The 18,355-nt window shown below is 60.6% G+C and carries 16 protein-coding genes; 8 read left to right on the top strand and 8 right to left on the bottom strand.

Annotated features, from left to right (window positions below):
• Positions 1–7: 7 nt before the first annotated feature.
• From ACA072_RS15300 to ACA072_RS15310, 3 genes are all read left to right on the top strand, one after another.
• Positions 8–2,524 (top strand): spermidine synthase, encoded by a 2,517-nt coding sequence (locus tag ACA072_RS15300; RefSeq protein ID WP_497618688.1) that lies wholly within the window; start codon positions 8–10, stop codon positions 2,522–2,524.
• Positions 2,525–2,626: 102 nt separating this feature from the next.
• Positions 2,627–4,000, top strand: a complete 1,374-nt coding sequence (locus ACA072_RS15305; protein ID WP_497618690.1) for a J domain-containing protein — start codon at positions 2,627–2,629, stop codon at positions 3,998–4,000.
• Complete coding sequence (locus tag ACA072_RS15310; protein ID WP_497618692.1) at positions 3,997–4,992, top strand: DUF3829 domain-containing protein; 996 nt, start codon at positions 3,997–3,999, stop codon at positions 4,990–4,992. Before ACA072_RS15305 ends, ACA072_RS15310 begins: the two co-directional genes overlap by 4 nt.
• Positions 4,993–5,116: 124 nt before the next feature.
• Here ACA072_RS15310 and ACA072_RS15315 read toward each other — a convergent pair whose 3' ends face one another.
• Positions 5,117–5,788: a DUF3313 domain-containing protein gene (locus tag ACA072_RS15315; RefSeq protein WP_497618694.1), complete on the bottom strand. Its 672-nt coding sequence runs from the start codon at positions 5,786–5,788 to the stop codon at positions 5,117–5,119.
• 214 nt (positions 5,789–6,002) lie between these two features.
• On the opposite strand from ACA072_RS15315, the gene ACA072_RS15320 reads away from it, so the two are divergent.
• The gene (locus tag ACA072_RS15320; protein WP_497618696.1) at positions 6,003–8,357 is read left to right on the top strand and encodes a tetratricopeptide repeat protein; all 2,355 of its coding nucleotides are present in this window, start codon (positions 6,003–6,005) and stop codon (positions 8,355–8,357) included.
• Between the two features lie 167 nt (positions 8,358–8,524).
• Here the strand turns inward: ACA072_RS15320 and ACA072_RS15325 are convergent, their stop codons facing one another.
• Positions 8,525–9,493, bottom strand: a complete 969-nt coding sequence (locus ACA072_RS15325; protein WP_497618698.1) for a hypothetical protein — start codon at positions 9,491–9,493, stop codon at positions 8,525–8,527.
• 259 nt (positions 9,494–9,752) lie between these two features.
• Here ACA072_RS15325 and ACA072_RS15330 point away from each other — a divergent pair, with 259 nt between their 5' ends.
• Complete coding sequence (locus ACA072_RS15330) at positions 9,753–10,253, top strand: hypothetical protein (protein ID WP_497618699.1); 501 nt, start codon at positions 9,753–9,755, stop codon at positions 10,251–10,253.
• Positions 10,254–10,301: 48 nt separating this feature from the next.
• Here ACA072_RS15330 and ACA072_RS15335 read toward each other — a convergent pair whose 3' ends face one another.
• Both ACA072_RS15335 and nirA read right to left on the bottom strand, forming a co-directional pair.
• Entirely contained in the window at positions 10,302–10,781 is a 480-nt protein-coding gene (locus tag ACA072_RS15335; RefSeq protein WP_497618701.1) for a DUF934 domain-containing protein, read from the bottom strand.
• Positions 10,778–12,451 carry a nitrite reductase NirA gene (nirA, locus tag ACA072_RS15340; RefSeq protein WP_497618703.1) on the bottom strand — a complete coding sequence of 558 codons (1,674 nt, stop codon included), beginning with the start codon at positions 12,449–12,451 and terminating at the stop codon, positions 10,778–10,780. Before nirA ends, ACA072_RS15335 begins: the two co-directional genes overlap by 4 nt.
• A gap of 426 nt (positions 12,452–12,877) precedes the next feature.
• On the opposite strand from nirA, the gene ccoN reads away from it, so the two are divergent.
• Both ccoN and ACA072_RS15350 read left to right on the top strand, forming a co-directional pair.
• The gene (gene ccoN, locus ACA072_RS15345) at positions 12,878–14,305 is read left to right on the top strand and encodes a cytochrome-c oxidase, cbb3-type subunit I (RefSeq protein ID WP_497618705.1); all 1,428 of its coding nucleotides are present in this window, start codon (positions 12,878–12,880) and stop codon (positions 14,303–14,305) included.
• An 8-nt stretch (positions 14,306–14,313) separates the two neighbouring features.
• Complete coding sequence (locus ACA072_RS15350) at positions 14,314–14,535, top strand: cbb3-type cytochrome c oxidase subunit 3 (RefSeq protein WP_497618707.1); 222 nt, start codon at positions 14,314–14,316, stop codon at positions 14,533–14,535.
• Between the two features lie 150 nt (positions 14,536–14,685).
• Here the strand turns inward: ACA072_RS15350 and ACA072_RS15355 are convergent, their stop codons facing one another.
• On the bottom strand, positions 14,686–15,180 hold the full coding sequence (locus tag ACA072_RS15355; RefSeq protein ID WP_497618708.1) for a hypothetical protein: 495 nt from the start codon (positions 15,178–15,180) through the stop codon (positions 14,686–14,688).
• A 279-nt stretch (positions 15,181–15,459) separates the two neighbouring features.
• On the opposite strand from ACA072_RS15355, the gene ACA072_RS15360 reads away from it, so the two are divergent.
• On the top strand, positions 15,460–16,152 hold the full coding sequence (locus tag ACA072_RS15360) for an aspartate/glutamate racemase family protein (RefSeq protein ID WP_497618710.1): 693 nt from the start codon (positions 15,460–15,462) through the stop codon (positions 16,150–16,152).
• 1 nt (position 16,153) lies between these two features.
• On the opposite strand, the gene ACA072_RS15365 is transcribed toward ACA072_RS15360, so the two are convergent.
• The 3 genes from ACA072_RS15365 to ACA072_RS15375 form a co-directional block, all read right to left on the bottom strand.
• Positions 16,154–16,675 carry a GNAT family N-acetyltransferase gene (locus ACA072_RS15365; protein WP_497618712.1) on the bottom strand — a complete coding sequence of 174 codons (522 nt, stop codon included), beginning with the start codon at positions 16,673–16,675 and terminating at the stop codon, positions 16,154–16,156.
• A 219-nt stretch (positions 16,676–16,894) separates the two neighbouring features.
• Positions 16,895–17,815, bottom strand: coding sequence for a LysR substrate-binding domain-containing protein (locus tag ACA072_RS15370; protein WP_497618714.1), 921 nt, complete (start codon positions 17,813–17,815; stop codon positions 16,895–16,897).
• Positions 17,816–17,901: 86 nt separating this feature from the next.
• A complete protein-coding gene (locus tag ACA072_RS15375) occupies positions 17,902–18,342 on the bottom strand; it encodes a carboxymuconolactone decarboxylase family protein (protein WP_497317757.1) in 441 nt (146 codons plus the stop codon).
• Positions 18,343–18,355: the final 13 nt, after the last annotated feature.

Raw genomic sequence — 18,355 nt, forward strand, 5'->3', positions numbered from 1 at the left:
ATCCGCAATGACCTCACGTGTCGCCAGCAAGTCGTCGGCCCTGCCCGCGCCCCATACCGCCGCTTCCCCGGTGCTGCTGATCCCCGCACTGCTGCTGTTCGTTTCCGGCGCCGCGGCGCTGGTGTATCAGGTGCTGTGGATCAAGCAGTTGTCGCTGGTGGTCGGCGTCGAGGTGTATGCGATCACCACCGGGATCAGCGCGTTTTTTGCCGGGTTGGCCGTGGGCGGCTTGCTGTTCGGGCGGTGGGCGGATCGCTTGCAGCGGCCGGTGTTGCTGTACGCCGGGCTGGAAGTGCTGGTGGCCGTGCTGGGTGTCGGCGCGACCTTCGCCATGAGCCTCGCCGCCAGCCCCTTCGCCTGGCTGGAACAGCACGTTGGCCTTGCCGCATGGGTGCTGCCGTTTGCGCTGGTCGGTATTCCGGCGCTGCTGATGGGCGGCACACTGCCGGTGCTGGTTCGCTCATTGGCGGCGGGCCCGCAACAATCGGGCAAGGCTGGCGGCCAACTCTATGCAGCGAACACGGCGGGGGCGATTGCCGGCACCCTGCTCGCCGCGTTCGTACTGATCGCCACCCTCGGCGTGCGCGGCAGTGCATTGGCGGCGGCGATGCTTAATTTGCTGGCTGCCGCAGGCGCGCTGTGGTTTCAACGCCAGCGCGTGGCACCGATTGATGCGCCGGTGAAACATCACGCAGAGAAAGCCCCTGATCGCCTGGCGCTGTTGCTGTATTCCATTGCCGGCGGCGTGGCGCTGGGTTACGAAGTGGTCTGGTCGCAGTCCATCGTGCAATTCATGAGCACCCGCACCTATGCCTTCGCCGTGGTGCTGGCGACGTACCTCACCGGACTGTTCCTTGGCAGCGCTTTGCTGGCCCGTCGGGTTGATCGCATTCGCGACCCTTGGGGCGTGTTCGGCTTGTTGATTGCCGGTGCCGGCCTGATTGCACTGCTGGAAGTCGCCTTTCTCGGGCGCTGGCTGGTGTTTTTACAATTCCGGGCCGAAACCCTTGCGCTGGCCATGGGCGGCAGCGAATTAATGGGCATGAGCGCACGGTTTGCCGTGGCGGCGCTGAGCATCGTATTTGTGCCGACGCTGCTGCTGGGCGCTGCATTTCCACTGGCCTTGCGCCTGAGCGTCGGCCGTGAGCGGGTCGGCCGGGATGTCGGCGCAGTGGTCGCGTTCAACACCTTGGGCGGGATCATCGGGGTGATGCTCTGCGGCTTCCTGCTGATTCCGCTGCTTGGCCTGGTGCGCACGTTGGGTCTGCTGGCAATTGTCGCCGCAGGGGTCGGCTATTGCGCGGTGCGCAAGGGCCATCACGTCAAGAAAGGCCGACGTCAGGCTGTGGTTGCCATCGGCCTGTTATCGATTGTGGTGGCGGTTTTTACCCCGGTGAGCAAGCTCGCCAACCTGCTGCCCGGCGCCCGCAACGGTACGCTGGCGTTCTACGAAGAAGGACGCGGCGGGACCGTGGCCGTGGTCACTCAGGGCAAGGGACAAAAGATGTTCCAGCGCCTGTATATCCAGGGCGTTTCCAACACCGGCGACGCCATGCCATCGCTGCGCTACATGCGCATCCAGGCCCTGTTGCCGCTGCTGATCCATAACGGCGAACCACGCTCGGCGCTGGTCATCGGTTTTGGCACGGGCATCACCGCCGGCGCCCTGACCCGCTATCAGGGGCTTGAACATCGCGTCGTCGCCGAATTGCTGCCTTCGGTGGTGAAAGCCGCGCCGCTGTTCAAGGGTAACTTCAATGCAGCGGCCGATCCGGCAGTCGACGTCCGCCTGCGTGATGGTCGCCAGGAACTGCTGCGCAGTCCGCAGCTTTACGACCTGATCACCCTCGAACCGCCACCGCCCTCCGCGGCCGGCGTGGTGAATCTGTATTCGCGCGACTTCTACCAGCTCGCCGCCAGTCGTCTGGAGAAAAAAGGCCTGGTCGCCCAATGGCTGCCGTTGCCGACCCAGAACATCGACGACTCACGCTCGCTGGTGCGCAGCTTCCTCGATGTCTTCCCTTACGCGACGTTGTGGACCAGCGAATTCCACGAAATGCTGCTGGTGGGCTCGATGGAACCGATCGAACTGGACGCGGCCAAAATCAGTCAACGCTTCCAGCAAGACAGCGTACGCAGCACCCTGCAGGACGTCGGCATCGGTTCATCCGCTGCGTTGTTGGCGACCTGGGTGACCGATCGCGCCGGGCTGGAGCGTTTCGCCGCCGATGCGTTGCCTGTGACCGACGATCAACCGCGCATCGAATACGCGCCGTGGGTGCGTGCCAAGGAAATCAGTCGCGTGTTACCAGCCCTGCTCGACCTGCGTCAGCCACCGCTGCTGCTGAATGCCGACGCCGGGTTCATCGAGCGCATGAACGCCCATCAGCAGCGGCTGATGCAGTTCTATCGGGCAAGCCTGCACGCCTATGACGGTGACCGAGACGCCTGGGCCAGGGACATCCGCGAAGTGATGCGCGGCGATGGCGGCAATCCGTATTACCGCTGGTTTGTCGGCGACTGAAGGCAAGACCAGAGGACTTTTCGACGCGAAACCGGTAGGGTGCGCAAAATCAAATTGCCACTAGTGGATCGCGTCGCGGGTTTTCATGGAGTTGCACACGCAATGAGTTGCTGGACCATCCTTGGCCTCCCGGCCGATGCCGATACGCGCAGTATCAAACGCCAATACGCAAGCCTGCTCAAACAGACGCGCCCGGATGAAGACCCCGAGGGGTTTCAGCGTTTGCGCGAGGCTTATGAACAAGCGTTGAGCATCAAAGAGTGGGAGCAATTGCGCGAGGAGAACTCGGACGACGACACCTCGTGGGACCTGACCGGGCTGTCGGTCGTTGAAGTCGATACGCTGCAATTGGTCACCCGTTCGCTGGAGGGTGTCAGCCGTGTCGAGCTCGAACGACGTCATGCCGTCGCCGTCGAGCATGGTGCGGCCGATGTGATGGAAGACGCGGTGCTAAGGCATTGCGTCGACCACTTCGAGACCTCCGAAACACTGCTCGACTGGGCGATGGAAACCTTTCACTGGTTCAGTCTCTGGCAGCGGCTTGAACTGGACGAAGAGCTAATCGTAGAGCTGTCGCATCAGCGCAAGCGCCTGGCCGAACGTCGTGAAGCACCGATATTCCTGGCCGGGCAACAGCGCCTCGCCGCAGAACCCGCCGCAACGCCAGAGCATCGAGCCGCCCATTTACTGCTGGCGCCAGGCACATTCAGTCAGCGCCGCGCCCTGGCCCGACGTTTGCGCGACGACGACTGGGTGCAATGCCGCAAACTGAGTTCTGCGTTGTACGCCAACCACCCGGACATCTGCGCAGACCTGCCGGGCGGAACACCGTTCTTTTGGCGTGACTGGGAATACAGCTACGACAGTTGGCCGATGTACCTGGGCATCGCCCTCGCCTGTCTGGTCGGCTCCTTTATTCAATTCGCGCCGTTGGGCACGCATCTGGGCGGATTGATCGGCGTCGCGGTGTTCTGGTCGGTGATCTTCGCGGTCGCCGGTTGGGTACTCGACTGGCTGGCGGGGCGCGTCGCCCATCGTTTCTGGTTGCTGGACGATCGATTGAGTGTGCGCCTTTCGCCCTCGCTCAAGCCCCTGCCGTTTGGAGTACTGCGCGACTTGATTCCCTGCATTGCGATGGCGGTGGGCATTGGCAACGTGTATGGCGTGGCAGGCAGCATCATTTACGTCACAACACTGGCGGGTGTCGGACTTGTACGCCGGAGGGAGATCAGACCGCAGGTTTCATGGCAACACGCCAGCCCCTTGCTCAAACGCAGCCTGATGGGCGCGGGCATTTTGGTGCTGGTGTTCATACTCGGCGTGTTCAAAGTGATCTCAAGCCAAGGTACGGTCAACCGCAACCAGGGCCTGCAACAGTGGACCGAACGCTTGTGCAGCCGCATGCCGGTCACCGCCAGGGAATGCAACGCACCGGCCACTGTTGAACAGTGGTACGGCCAGGAGAAACAGCCATGAACCCCAAATGGCTGTTTCCGGTGGCGACCCTTGTGATGCTGATCCTGATGGGGCTGGCCGGCTCCTCGCAATTTGTCGCCCGCATCGATTTGTGGCTGGATCGACACGACGCACCGCTCACCGCGCAGGCCAATGCCCTGAGCTCGGTGATCGACTGCATCAACAGGGTCGATGTGCATTGGCGGGTGGCCTACGAACTGTACAAATCGCCCAAACAACCTGCGGAACCGGTGATGGACTGGATCGCCAACCAGCATGATTTCGACGACAACGGTGCCAGTGATGCGCCCGGCATCCAAAGAGACATCTGTTCGCTGAAAATCAGCGAAAAACTCAAGTTGCTGAACTACGACCTACCGCTGGCGTTGAAAGCCGATGCCTACGCGCAGGCATTACAGCAGGTGACGCCCTTTACGCAGCAAATCACCTTTTACCGACAGGCGCGTTTTTCGACCGCCATCAGTGAGGTGCAGCCCGCCTTTGCCGATCAATTCAGACCCAGGGCCGAAGACTACCTCACGGCGTCAACGGTACTGAGGCAGAAGGTTGAATCGCTGGACCTTGAACAACGGCGCGAGCAACTCAATCTGATCGAAGCACGGCTAGGCAAGGACATTCACTGGTATTTGCTGGCTTACATGATCCAGGCCAGGGACACGCTGAACCTTGTCACCGAGGGCGTGAACAATCGAACCCTGACGCCGCAGGCACTGGCTAAAACCATCGCTGAACTGCAATTGGCCTGGGATTACCGGCAGCAGTTCAGCCGATACCAATTGCCGGAAACGCAAAAACGCAACGAAGTACCCGGTTATCTCTGGTCGCACATTGCCAGGCCGACGCAGAAGTATCTGGATGCCTTGAATGCTCTGCACAAGGACTGGAAGAACAAGGCAGAACCACAGCGATTGAGCGATGATTTTTATGCGGTGACGCGTGGGTATGATTCGCTGATCAGTCATTACAACCGGTTGGCGCGGGCTGAGTATTGAGTGAGGTGGTGCCTGTCAGGCCGCCATCGCGGGCAAGCCCGCTCCCACAGGGAAACGCGTAAACCTGTGGGAGCGGGCTTGCTCCGGGCGGCGTTCCGACGAAGAGGCCATCAGCCTGAACACATCACTTGGACTTGAGCTTCAGATACGACTGATGCAAATCCGACGCCCAGCCATCAATCACGCCTTTCACGTCATCGGCCTTCATCACCTGAGACTCGTTTTCCAGCGGCTTGCCGATACCCTTGCGCACGACCTGGGCTAACACGTGATTGTCGCCACCATCGAGGAACACCGCCTCGGTAGACAGATCGGTCTCCTGATCACGAATACCACTGGCGGTGCTGACCGCCGCGGCTACCAGTGCGATCGGGATCACTTCATAAGGCTTCAGTCCTTCCGTCTTGCTGCTCACCGCCGTAATCGCGGCACGCACCACAATCACGCCCGGGCCTGGACCTGCGGCCAGAGGCAAGGATTTACCAATTTCACGCTTAAGCGCCTGATCGTAATAACCGGTGATCCCGTTGAGGGTAGCCTGAGGGATTTTCACCGTCGGTTGCGGCTTGGGATAGAGCTGGGTCGGCTCGATGTAGACACTGGTGTATTGACTGATGTCGAGTTTGGGATCGATCCAGCGCATCACCGTCGCGCCCGATGGCGACTTGGCTTCCTTGAGCTGGCTGTAGTCCTTGAGGAAACCCGAGTACTGGTCCGGCTCAACGACTTTGCTGGCGCAACCCACCACCCCGATCGAGGCGATGCACAACGTGCCCATCATTAACGCTAGCTTCATGCTGTAACTCCTGTCAGAAGGCCGACAACGGTATTGCATAGGGGAATTACAGGTATAGCCAATGCACAGCGATTCGTAATCAAAAAGCACAATATTCATCTATCGTGCGGGCTCGCTCACAACGGTCATTTGACAGACGCCGATCATCCGGCAAAGCTGCACCGAGCTTGAACGCGCGCCTGACGGCAAACGCACCTGGACTATGGAAGTCGCAATGCCGAACCCTAAAAATAAAGCAGCCACCCCAAACCCTGATGCGCCACCGACCCTGATTCACCGTTACCTGTTTCCCGTCACCATCGGCGTCTTGCTGATGGCCGTGGCGGCGATCGGCTGGTTTCTGCTCAGCAGTACCCCAGCGCCGCTCAAAACCGTGCCCGTCAGCACGCCGACCGTTCAGCCGGCCAAACCGCAACCCGTCGTCGTGGCCCCGGCGAAGATGGTCGACGAGCAACAATGCCAGGGCTGCCACAGCGAACAGATGAAGGACTGGCAAGGCTCCCATCACCAATTGGCGATGCAGGAGGCCAATGCCGAAACAATGCTGGGCGACTTCAATAACGTCACGTTCAAGGTGGAAAACGAAACCACCCGTTTCTCGCGCAAGGACGACGGGTTCTGGGTCAACACGCCCGGCATTGACGGCAAGAATGCTGACTTCAAAGTGGCCTACACCTTTGGCATCGCGCCGTTGCAGCAATACCTGATCGAGGTCGGTGAAGGTCGCTTGCAAGCACTGGGCGTGGCCTGGGATACCGAGAAAAACCGCTGGTTCCACCTCTATCCGGGCCAAGGGGTGAACTTCAAGAACCCGCTGCACTGGAGCAAGCCGAGCCAGAACGCCAACTTCATGTGCGTCGAGTGCCACACCACCGGCTACAAGCGCAATTTCGACGCGGTAAAAAACACCTTCGACAGTCAATGGAACAGCCTCGGTGTCGGTTGTCAGGCGTGCCATGGTCCTGCGTCCAGTCACCTGGAATGGACGGCGAAAAAAACCGACTTGATCCATGCCGGTTTTGCGGTCGACCTCAAGGACAAGGACGCCACTGTCGAAATCGAGACCTGTGCCCGCTGCCATTCGCGCCGCGCACCGCTGGACGACGGCTACACCGTTGGCAAGCGCTTGATGGACGACTACCTGCCGAGTCCCCTGACCCGCGAGCTGTATGCGCTGGACGGCAAGATCAAGGATGAGGTGTTCGAACATGGCTCCTTCGCCCAAAGCAAAATGTTCGACAAGGGCGTGCGTTGCAGCAACTGCCACAACCCCCACAGCACCGAACTCAAGGCCCCCGGCAATGGCGTTTGCCTGCAATGCCACAACACCGCGGGCAAGACTTCGGTGGCGGGCGTCGATGGCAAGGGCCTCCAGGCGAAGAACTACGATTCCATCGAACACACCCGCCACACTCCAGGACAGCCAGGCTCCCAATGCGTGGATTGCCACATGCCCGGCAAGTTCTACATGGGCAACGACTTCCGGCATGACCACAGCTTCAGCATTCCCAATCCGCAGCGGGCGAGAAAGCTTGGCACCCCGGACGCCTGCCTGACCTGTCACCAGGGCAAGGCCGGCGACAAGGTCACCGAGCAATTCAAGCTCTGGAACACCACCACTACCGCGCAAGCGCCACGTTATGACGAAAGCCTGTGGCTGATTCGAAACGGTCAGCCCGGTGCCGCGCAAGCCTTGTACGAACAATTACAGCGCAGCAACCTCCCGGCGATCCAGCGTGCAACCTTGCTGGCAGAGTTGCCGCTGTACCCGAGCGAACAGGCGTTAAAACTCGCGACCAAGGACCTTAACCACCCGGCACCGCAAGTGCGTGAAAGCGCGGTGCGGGCGATCAGCGCGTTCTTGCCGCCACCGGAGCGGGCGCCGCTGCTGACGCCGTTGCTGGGTGATCCGGTGAAGGCTGTGCGCATCGTTGCGGCCCGGGATCTGCTGAGCGTGGCCCGCAACGGATTGGGCAACGCCCAGGCGAACTGGAAGGCGGCGATTGCGGAATACGAAGCGGTGCAGGTGAGCCTGGCCGAGCGCGCCGAGGCCAACCTCAACCTGGCGATGCTCTATCAGGCCAGCGGGCGCAACGGTGAGGTCGAATCGCTGCTGCGCACGGCGCTCAAGCGTGATCCGGATTTCTACCCGGCGCTGGTGACACTGGTGCAATGGCTGGAGGCCAATGGACGCGCTCAAGAGGCGCAGACGCTGTTGGCGCAGAGCCTGAAAGCACACCCGGACGCCGCTCTGTTGCAGCACACCCAAGGCCTGTCGCTGGTGCGTGCGGGCCAATCAGCCCAGGCCATGCCGGCCTTGCGCAAAGCCGCGCAACTGGAACCGCAGAACGCCCAATACGGCTACGTGCTGGCTGTGGCGCTGCACGACAGCGGCAAGGTCGATGAGGCCTGCGAAGAGCTGGAGCGGTTGCTGAAAGTGCAGCCGGCCAATCGCAATGCGCGGTTGTCGCTGATCCAGTACTACCTGGAAAACGGACAGGAACCGAAGGCGCAGGTGCTGTTGCAAGGCTGGAAGAAAATGAACATGGGCGATCCGGCGTTGAAATGACGCTTTGGTAGCAGCTGCCGAGCAGCGCGAGGCTGCGTTCGGCGACGAAGTCGTCGTGAAATCAGACCATGCGGTGCATCAGGATGACCGCATGCACAGGGTTTACGACGACTGCGTCGCCGAACGCAGCCTCGTGCTACTCGGCAGCTGCTACATGGACCGTGGAGCTACCAGGACGAGCCGCTTTTGAGCGCCAACTCCCGCCGACTGTTCGCCCGCATCGCCTTGATCAGCGACACCGTCCCCACCAGGATAATCACCCCGGCGAACAGGAAATCGATGGTGTACAGCTGAAAGTCCTTCACCGGCCCCACCAGCAAGACCCGGATCGCGCCGATACTCACCAGCGTGGCGAGAAAATCGATCCCCGGTTCATCGCGGTAGAACACATGCAGCAGCGGCAGGCACAGCACCAGCAGCAACAACAGCACGATCACCTTGAACGAGCCTTTGCGCTCGACGCTGAACGCGCACTCGTGGGCGCCATAGGCCTTGTAGTCTTCATCGCGGATCATCGAGTTGCGTTCGTTGATGTAGTCGATGCGGTTGTACTTCTGGATCGGCGTGAAGGTGTTCGACATCTCCATCAGCGTGGTGATGTTTTTGAACCTCAGGTCGATGCGCTCGTTGCCCTTGAGGTAATACAACACCGGTTTGTAGCCGTAGCGGTAGGTATCGAAGGGAAAATCCGTGGCCCGGCCCTGCACCCCGATCGGTCGTGGTTCGAGTTCGGCGTAGGCGCTTTTGCTGGCCGACGCGAGGTTGCGGCTCAGCGGCTGGACCTTGACCTGCTCAAGGAAGATCGGCGTGACGCCGAACGACCACTGCAACGGTTCCAGGCGCAGGTGCAATTCGTTGCGGCCCAGGTCGTAGCGGTTGAAGGTGCGCTCGGACACCACCACGGTACCGCTGAGCATGAACTCGCCGCGCACTGTGTTGGTGATGCGCAGCGTCAGTTGGTCCTTGCCTAGTGCCGCGGCATCGCTGGCCGGAGGCGTGCCGCACCAGGCCGTACTGTCGAACGCGCCACCCAACTGGCCGTCGCGGTTTTCCTTGAACACATAAAAATAACTGGCCCACAGCGCCACCATCAGCAACAGCGCAATCAGCCCCAAAATCTTTTTGCCCACGCTCAAACCAGACTCCTTTCTTTGCCAACTCCCTGATAAGGCGCGGACTCTACCAAAATGCCATCAGCGCCCCAAGCAAAAATACCCTGCGCTGCATCGCGACGTAGCCGAACGCATAAATAAACGATTCACCAAAAACTTTCAGATGATGGCTCACTGATATCAGTGATAGAGTGCGCGGCGCAAAAACACCCCCAGAAAAATTCGAGGCGGCATGAAGCGCGCCTCGGCCACAGACGGCAAAGCCCTGTCCAAAGGATCAACAATGAAAGCCCTTCGCACGCTGTTCACCGTTACCGCCCTGTCCGCCGCACTGCTGACGTCGGGCTGCGCCAGTATCGTCGGTGACAGCAAATACCCGGTGAACGTGTCGAGCACGCCAAGCGGTGCCAACTTTGTCATCAAGAACAAGGCCGGTGTTGTCGTGCATAGCGGTTCGACGCCCAATTCCGTGACGCTGCCGTCGGGCCGCGGCTATTTCAAGGGCGAGTCCTACACCATTACCTTCAAGAAAGAAGGTTTTGCCGATACCAGCGCAACCGTGGAATCGAGCATGAGTGGCTGGTACTGGGGCAACCTGGTGTTCGGTGGCCTGATTGGCATGCTGGTCGTCGATCCATTGACCGGCGCGATGTACAAACTGCCGACGGATGCGGCCGGCAACTTCGGCAAACCCCTGACCGCCGAAGCCCCAAAAGACCTGACGCTGTTGGAGATCGATCAACTTTCCCCCGACGCCCGTGCGTCCCTGATCCGCATTAACTGATAGTGCGGCGCATCCTGCCAGGCAGGATGCGCCCTCTTTTCCTGCGGTTTATCGCCGGCGAAACAACGGCCGCGGTTCAATCACCGATCGTCCGTACAACACGCTCATACCGGCCAACCCCTTCAGCGCATCCTCAGCGGATTTGTCTTCGCGCACCGCGAAACTGTCGAACCCGCATTGGCGCATGTGGCTGAGCTGATCGCGCAGCACATCACCGACCGCGCGCAACTCTCCCTTCCAGCCCAATCGAGTGCGCAGCAGGTACGCCTGGCTATAACCGCGACCGTCGCGAAAACTCGGGAAATCCAGGGCAATCAGCGGCAGTGAATCAAACCAAGGCTTGAGTCTTTCCACCTCATCGTCCGGCCCCAGCCACACCGCTTGTTGTGCCGGCGTGTGAAGCCAGCGACTCAACGGCAAAATCACCGCCCCCGCCGGGAGTTCACCCTCTACGTCCCTGACCAGCACCCACGGATCGTCAGCCACAATCCGCGCCCCACCCTCCTCCAGTCGCAGCAGATTGTTCATGCCGAAACCTCCAGCATCTTCGGATATACCTGCTCCTTGAACGGCTCTAGACCGATGCGCTGCAAGGTCTCGACGAACAGTTCTTCGCTCTCACGATAACTGACAAACGTGGCGATGATCCGCTCGATCACCCCGGGCACCTCAGCCGCGCTGAACGATGGGCCGATGACCTTGCCCAAGGCGCTGTTCTTGCCCTGGCTGCCGCCGAGGGTGATCTGGTACCACTCGCTGCCGTTCTTATCGACCCCCAGAATGCCGATGTTGCCGATGTGGTGGTGGCCGCAGGCGTTCATGCAGCCGGAGATGTTCAGGCTGATGTCGCCCAGGTCGTGGAGGTAATCCAGGTCCTCGAAACGTGCCTGGATCGCTTGGGCAATCGGGATCGATTTGGCATTGGCCAGCGCGCAGAAGTCGCCGCCGGGGCACGCGATGATGTCGGTCAGCAAGCCGATGTTCGCGCAGCCCAGGCCCTGCTCGCAGGCCAGGCACCACAACGTGTAGAGATCAGCCTTGGGCACGTCCGGCAGCACGATGTTCTGTTCATGAGCGATGCGAATCTCGCCGAACCCGAATTGCTCGGACCATTCAGCCACGGCCAGCATTTGCTCGGTCGTGACGTCCCCCGGCGGCGAGTCGAAACCCGGTTTGGTCGACAGCACGACGCTGGTGTAACCCGCGACCTTGTGCGGCTGGACGTTGCGCGTGACCCAGCGCGCGAAAGCCGGGTTTTCAGCCAGGCGCGTGCCGAAATCCAGGTCAGTGTCGGACAGTGAACGGTAGTCGGGGGACACGAAGGCACTGGCGACACGCTCATACTCGACGTCGGTCAACTGCGCCGGACCGTCCTTGAGGTACTGCCATTCCTCCTCCACTTCCCTGGCGAACGCTTCGATCCCCAAGGCCTTGACCAGAATCTTGATCCGCGCCTTGTACTTGTTGTCGCGTCGACCGTGGCGGTTGTAGACCCGCAGCACCGCTTCGACGTAGGACAGCAAATGCTGCCACGGCAAACCCTCGCGAATCTGCAAGCCAAGGATCGGCGTGCGCCCCAGCCCGCCACCGACAATGACCCGCAACAGCCTCTGTCCGTTGTCATCGCGATAAAGGTAGAGCCCGATGTCATGCATCATGATGGCGGCGCGATCCTGCTCCGCCGAGCAGATGGCGATCTTGAACTTGCGCGGCAGGTACAGGAACTCCGGGTTGATGGTCGACCACTGGCGCAGGATCTCGGCCAGCGGTCGCGGGTCCATCAGTTCATCCGCCGCCACACCGGCAAACGCTTCGGTGGTGATATTGCGCACGCAGTTGCCGGAGGTCTGGATTGCGTGCATCTCGACCTGGGCCAGCCGTTCGAGAATGTCCGGCACCTGCGCCAGTTCGATCCAGTTGAACTGCATGTTCTGCCGAGTGGTGAAGTGGCCATAGCCGCGATCGTAGTCCCGGGCGATGCTCGCCAGCGTGCGCATCTGCCTGGCGCTCAGGGTGCCGTAAGGAATCGCCACGCGCAGCATGTAGGCGTGCTTTTGCATGTAGAGGCCGTTCTGCAAGCGCAACGGCAGGAACTCTTCCTCGCTCAACTCGCCGGTCATGAAACGCTCGACCTGATCGCGAAACTGCGCAACCCGCTCGAAGACCAGGGCGCGGTCATAGTCGTCGTACTGATACATGTGGCTACCTCATCAGGGTGAATCGCACGCTCTGCATCCCCTGTAGCAGCTGTCGAGCACCGCGAGGCAGCGTTCGGCTGCGCAGCAGTCGTAAAACCAGGCAACACGGTCTGTCTGATGAACCGCGTGCACAGGATTTACGACTGCTTCGCAGCCGAACGCTGCCTCGCGGTGCTCGACAGCTGCTACAGAGATTGGCGGTGCTTGTAGGGATGACTATGAACCTGCAGCGCAGGTCGTTACAGATTCACCTGAACACTAAAAAACCGTATCAGACTGCGGCAGATCACCGCAGGCAGGCCTCGTATCTGATCCGCATAAACTCGGTTTTTCTGAGTCTGTTTTGTTTACGACAGGGTTTCTACAGTTGACGGCATGCCAGTCCGGGTGGCCTGGCAAGACTTTGCAACCGTGGAAGCATTGACCATGAGCACAGCAACAATCGGACAGGCCTATAACTATAAGGTCGTGCGCCAATTCGTCGTGGCGACCATCGTATGGGGCGTCGTGGGGATGGCGATGGGGGTGTGGATCGCCTCGCAACTGGTGTGGCCCGAGATGAACCTCGACCTGCCGTGGACCACCTTCGGCCGCTTGCGCCCGCTGCACACCAGCCTGGTGATATTCGGCTTCGCCGGCAGCGCGCAATTCGCCGCCAGTTACTACGCGGTGCAGCGCACGTGTCAGGTGCGGCTGTACTCCGACAAACTCGCCGCGTTCACCTTCTGGGGCTGGCAATCGGTGATTGTGGTGATGCTGATCACCTTGCCACTGGGCTACACCACCACCAAGGAATACGCCGAGATCGAATTCTCCGGCGCGGTGTGGATGACCGTGGTCTGGGTCGCCTACGCCATCGTCTTCTTCACCACCGTGGTCCGGCGCAAGACCAAACACATTTATGTCGGCAACTGGTTCTTCGGCGCATTCATCGTGGTGATCGCGATGTTGCATGTGGTCAATCACTTGTCGATTCCGGTGGACTGGTTTAAGTCTTATCCGGTGTATTCCGGCGCCACCGACGCGATGGTGCAGTGGTGGTACGGGCACAACGCGGTGGGGTTTTTCCTGACCACCGGGTTCCTCGGGATGATGTACTACTTCGTGCCGAAACAGGTGGGCCGGCCGGTGTATTCGTATCGCTTGTCGATCGTGCATTTCTGGGCGCTGATCACCCTGTACATCTGGGCCGGCCCGCACCACTTGCACTACACCGCGTTGCCGGACTGGGCGCAGTCACTCGGCATGGCGATGTCGCTGATCCTGCTGGCGCCGAGCTGGGGCGGGATGATCAACGGCATGATGACGCTCTCGGGCGCCTGGCATAAATTGCGCACCGACCCGATCCTGCGCTTTCTGGTGCTGTCGCTGGCGTTCTACGGCATGTCGACGTTTGAAGGGCCGATGATGGCGATCAAAACCGTCAACGCCCTCTCCCACTACACCGACTGGACCATCGGCCACGTCCACGCCGGCGCCCTCGGCTGGGTGGCGATGATCACCTTTGGCGCCATCTACCACATGGTCCCGAAAGTCTTCGGCCGCGAGCAAATGTTCAGCACGCCGCTGATCAACCTGCACTTCTGGCTGGCGACCATCGGCACGGTGTTGTACATCGCCTCGATGTGGGTCAACGGCATCACCCAAGGGCTGATGTGGCGTGCAATCAACGACGACGGCACGCTGACCTATTCGTTCGTCGAGGCCTTGCAGGCCAGCCATCCGGGGTTCGTGGTGCGCTTTGCCGGCGGGGTGTTCTTCCTCAGCGGGATGTTGCTGATGGCGTACAACGTTTGGCGCACCGTGCGGGTAGCGGACGTGGCGATGGCCGAACGTGATGCGCAGTTTGCGTGAGGTTTGAGATGACCGAGATTGTGCTGAATCTGTTTGGGGTCGTGGGGTTTTGGCTGGTGATTGAATATTGCCTGAAGCACCAGACGGCGGAAAGCCTGGAGGAAGCCAGCCTGATTCCGTTTGCGGATGACCCTGAGGTGGCGCGGCGGGTGGAGTTGGCGACGGGAAAAACAGTGAAAGCGGTGGCCCCGGAAGAGGCGAAAACCGGTTGGGGCAACCTCGAAATCTGATACACCACACATCCAAATAATGTGGGAGCGGGCTTGCTCGTGAAGGCGGACTGACATTCAACATTGATGCTGAATGTTATGGCCTCTTCGCGAGCAAGTCGAATCGTCGCACCGCCGCTCCCACAGGGTTCTGTATCAGGCTCGGTGGATTCAGCCGCGCTCGCGGGGAATCAGGCTCTGCAACTGCTGCGCCAGGAAGTTCGCATCGAACGCAAACGTATCGGGGTCTTTCAAGCCGTTGGTCTTGCGCCATTGCCAATTCGTGGCCGGCGGCAGGCACACCAGCGAAATGCTGCCATACCGGGCAGCCGTCAAGCCCATCACCGCTAACGAAATCTGACCACCAACGCCCATCACATCCGGCACGAACTCCACCGGTTTGCCGGCGATGACAATGCTCAGTTTCTCGGTCTTGAACGTCGACGTCTCGACCGGGACGCTCGGCCCTGAAGCGACATACACTTCGCGACTCACCTCCAGCAGGTTCGGCACCTGGACCGGCTCCAGCCACTGCTGGATCTGGTCAAACAGTTCACCGATGCGCGTCGTCCACACGGCCGATTGCGACTCAAACACTTGCTTCTTGTGCGCTTCGCTTTCTGCGTAGTGGCGAAGCATCTCGCCCAGTTGCTGTACGTCGTCCATTGCGGTGTTCCTTTGGTTGAAGCGGTGCTGCGGAAATCAATCATGGCAGATGCGGGCCACCGGCGTACGACAAAGCTGACGTGTGAGCATTTTTTAACGGTGGATGAGAACGACGAGCGGCTACGCTCAGGGGATTACCCCTTGCCTGAAAAAGCACCATGACACTTCAACGGAATATGAGCATTACAGTTGATTTGTCGCTGGTGCCCGCCATCGAACAAATGGAAACTCCCTCTCAGGCCTGATCTGTCAGCACGGGCCATAGCCTGAGGAAATCCAATGCGCACCATCGGCCTTATCGGCGGCATGAGCTGGGAGTCCAGCGCCGAGTATTACCGCCTCATCAACCAACAGGTTCGCGACCGGCTCGGGCCGTTGCGTTCGGCGAAATTGCTCATGTACAGCGTCGACTTCGGCCCTGTCGAACAGGCCCAGCATGCCGGGCGCTGGGACGACGCGGCGGCGATTCTGGTGGATGCGGCACGCCGGCTCGAGGCCGGAGGCGCCGAGTGCGTGGTGCTGTGTACCAACACCATGCACAAAGTGGCCGGACAGATTCAAGCGGCGATCAGTGTTCCGTTCTTGCACATCGCCGACCCGACCGGCCAGGCCGCCGTGGAGGCCCGAGCGCTGAAAGTCGGTTTGCTCGGGACTGCGTTCACCATGGAACAGGACTTTCTCAAGGATCGCCTGAGCGCGATGGGTTTGACGGTGCTGGTACCGGAAACCGAGGAACGCCAGGCCGTGCACCGGATCATCTACGATGAGTTGTGTGTCGGAGTGATCAGCGAGGCGTCGCGCAAGGTGTATCAGCAGGTCATCGAGTCGCTGACCCGGCGCGGCGCCCAGGCGATCATCCTCGGCTGCACCGAAATCGGCATGTTGATCAAACCCGAGCACAGCGCCCTGCCCTTGCTCGACACCACCGCACTGCATGCGCAGGCGGCGGTGGCGTTCGCGCTGGGTGATTGAGTCAGTCGAACCTGGGTGTGCGACGCAGGCGTGCCATGCTCAGGGTGTCAACCAGTCGGCCGTCCCGCACGGCGTAGTCGCGGAACAGGCCTTCGGTCTCGAAGCCGAACTTGCGGTAGAGCCCGATGGCCGCTTCGTTGTCGGCGTACACCGAAAGCTCGACCCGTTGCAGGTTCATCCAGTTGTCGGCGACGTCCAGCACCGCCGCCAGCAGTTTTGATCCCACGCCTTTGCCCTGCCATTCCACCGCGACCGCCATGCCGAGATTGCCGGCGTGGCTGCGGCGAATCCGCGAGAACTGCTCCAGGCCAATGTTGCCGATGACCGCGCCTTGATACAGCGCCACCAGTTTGACCAAGCGCTCGTTATCCGCTGCCAGGCGCTGGCGCCAGATCTCGGTGGATTGAAATGGCATTTGCAGCACCTGACGGGTGATCGCCGGGTCGTTGTAGAGCGCGGTAACGCCGTCGATGTGGGATTCGCTGAAGCGTTCGAGGGTGATGACAGAATCGGTGGCGGGCATGGGTGACTCATCCTTGACGCAGACATGGCCGCTTACTCTACAACGCAGGCTTGCAGCATGGCGAGAACCCTATTGTGTGACAGACCCATGTGGGAGCGGCGGTGCGGCGATCCGACTTGCTCGCGAAGACGGTGGCACATACAACTTTAGATTTGACTGAGCCACCGCTTTCGCGAGCAAGTCGAATCGTCGCACCGCCGCTCCCACAGGGGGGAGTGTTCAGGCTTCAAACCAGTCTCGGCGCTCGTTGAAGGTATTGTGGATCAGCTCGACGATCATCTGCACTTCGGCCTGCCCCGCAGACTCTGCATTCACCGCCATCCATACCTGGCGCTGCATCGATTGCTCGAACAACCCCGGTAACGCGACCAGGCCCCGGTCGAACTGGCTCATGTAATTGGGCAGCAACCCGATGCAGGCGCTGCAACGGATCATCTCCAGCATCAGCTCATAGGAATGCAACTGCACCACGCCGGCCAGACGCTGATCGACCACGACGTTCCACGGCCGAAAACACTCGACCTGTCGATCAGGCTGCCATTGCACCAGCATGAAGTCCGCCAGGTCATCGAGGCTGTCGGGCCGAGCCGCAACCCGTGAATAACGTTTGGCGATGTGCGGCTGATAATCCAGTCGCGCCAAAGGCTGAGGTTCGGTGACCGGGAAACTCGGGCCTGGCAGCGGAGACTCGGTGCCGGCCAGCCACAGCACCACATCGGCACTGACCGCTTGCAGCGACAGCTCACTGTCCAGCGTAATGATGTCCAGGCGCACGCTGGCGTTGCGTCGCAACAGCGAGACCAGGTCGCGGCCCAGAATGTCGTGCAGAATCGACTCGGCCACAGCCAGGCGAATCAACGGTTGTTCGATCACCGGCACGTCGTGCTCATGGGCCAGGGCGATCAATTGCGCCTGAAGCTGCAATCCTTCACGACTCAAGGCCAGGCCATTGTCCTGATGATTGAACAGGGAACACTGTAAGTGCGATTCGAGCTGCGCGAGGTGTTTGCGCAACTGGGTTGATTTGATGTTGAGGCTGCGGGCCGCCTGCATGAAACAACCGCAACGGGCGCTGACCCGGAAAGACTGCGCCAGTACCGGATCGATACCGGCGACGCGGGTGGACTCCATGAATGACATCGATGACTCCTGTCGATCTATCCTTGAAGCCCTCATCCTGCGCAGCGTTTATGAACCTGACGTGACACCCTCAGTGGAAAATCGATTCAGCCGCCGGGTGTTTGCCGAAAACTCACCGCCAGGCGATTCCAGCTGTTGATGGTGGTAACCGCGATGGTCAAGTCGACCATTTCACTTTCGTTGAATTGCTCCCGGGCCAAGGCGTAGACGTCGTCCGGCACATGGCTTTCGGAGAGCAAGGTCACCGCTTCGGTCCAGGCCAGCGCCGCACGTTCCCGAGGGTTGAAGAAGCCGCTGTCACGCCAGACCACGATCGAATACAAGCGCCGATCCGTCTCGCCGAGGCGCCGTGCGTCCACTGAATGCATGTCGGTGCAAAAGGCGCAGCCATTGAGTTGCGAGGCGCGGATCTTGATCAAATGCAGCAACGCCGGCTCGATGCTGAGATTGCTGGTCAGCGCCTCCATGGCAATCATCGCTTTCATCGCCTTGGGCGATGCGCTGTAGTAATCCAGGCGGGAACTCATGGGGGCGGTCTCG

The sequence above is a fragment of the Pseudomonas sp. LBUM1656 genome, from assembly GCF_059716065.1.

Coding starts and splice junctions, on each gene's coding strand:
- ACA072_RS15300 (WP_497618688.1), top strand. CDS start 8: ATGACCTCACGTGTCGCCAGCAAGTCGTCGGCCCTGCCCGCGCCCCAT.
- ACA072_RS15305 (WP_497618690.1), top strand. CDS start 2,627: ATGAGTTGCTGGACCATCCTTGGCCTCCCGGCCGATGCCGATACGCGC.
- ACA072_RS15310 (WP_497618692.1), top strand. CDS start 3,997: ATGAACCCCAAATGGCTGTTTCCGGTGGCGACCCTTGTGATGCTGATC.
- ACA072_RS15315 (WP_497618694.1), bottom strand. CDS start 5,788: ATGAAGCTAGCGTTAATGATGGGCACGTTGTGCATCGCCTCGATCGGG.
- ACA072_RS15320 (WP_497618696.1), top strand. CDS start 6,003: ATGCCGAACCCTAAAAATAAAGCAGCCACCCCAAACCCTGATGCGCCA.
- ACA072_RS15330 (WP_497618699.1), top strand. CDS start 9,753: ATGAAAGCCCTTCGCACGCTGTTCACCGTTACCGCCCTGTCCGCCGCA.
- ACA072_RS15335 (WP_497618701.1), bottom strand. CDS start 10,781: ATGAACAATCTGCTGCGACTGGAGGAGGGTGGGGCGCGGATTGTGGCT.
- nirA (WP_497618703.1), bottom strand. CDS start 12,451: ATGTATCAGTACGACGACTATGACCGCGCCCTGGTCTTCGAGCGGGTT.
- ccoN (WP_497618705.1), top strand. CDS start 12,878: ATGAGCACAGCAACAATCGGACAGGCCTATAACTATAAGGTCGTGCGC.
- ACA072_RS15350 (WP_497618707.1), top strand. CDS start 14,314: ATGACCGAGATTGTGCTGAATCTGTTTGGGGTCGTGGGGTTTTGGCTG.
- ACA072_RS15355 (WP_497618708.1), bottom strand. CDS start 15,180: ATGGACGACGTACAGCAACTGGGCGAGATGCTTCGCCACTACGCAGAA.
- ACA072_RS15360 (WP_497618710.1), top strand. CDS start 15,460: ATGCGCACCATCGGCCTTATCGGCGGCATGAGCTGGGAGTCCAGCGCC.
- ACA072_RS15365 (WP_497618712.1), bottom strand. CDS start 16,675: ATGCCCGCCACCGATTCTGTCATCACCCTCGAACGCTTCAGCGAATCC.
- ACA072_RS15370 (WP_497618714.1), bottom strand. CDS start 17,815: ATGTCATTCATGGAGTCCACCCGCGTCGCCGGTATCGATCCGGTACTG.
- ACA072_RS15375 (WP_497317757.1), bottom strand. CDS start 18,342: ATGAGTTCCCGCCTGGATTACTACAGCGCATCGCCCAAGGCGATGAAA.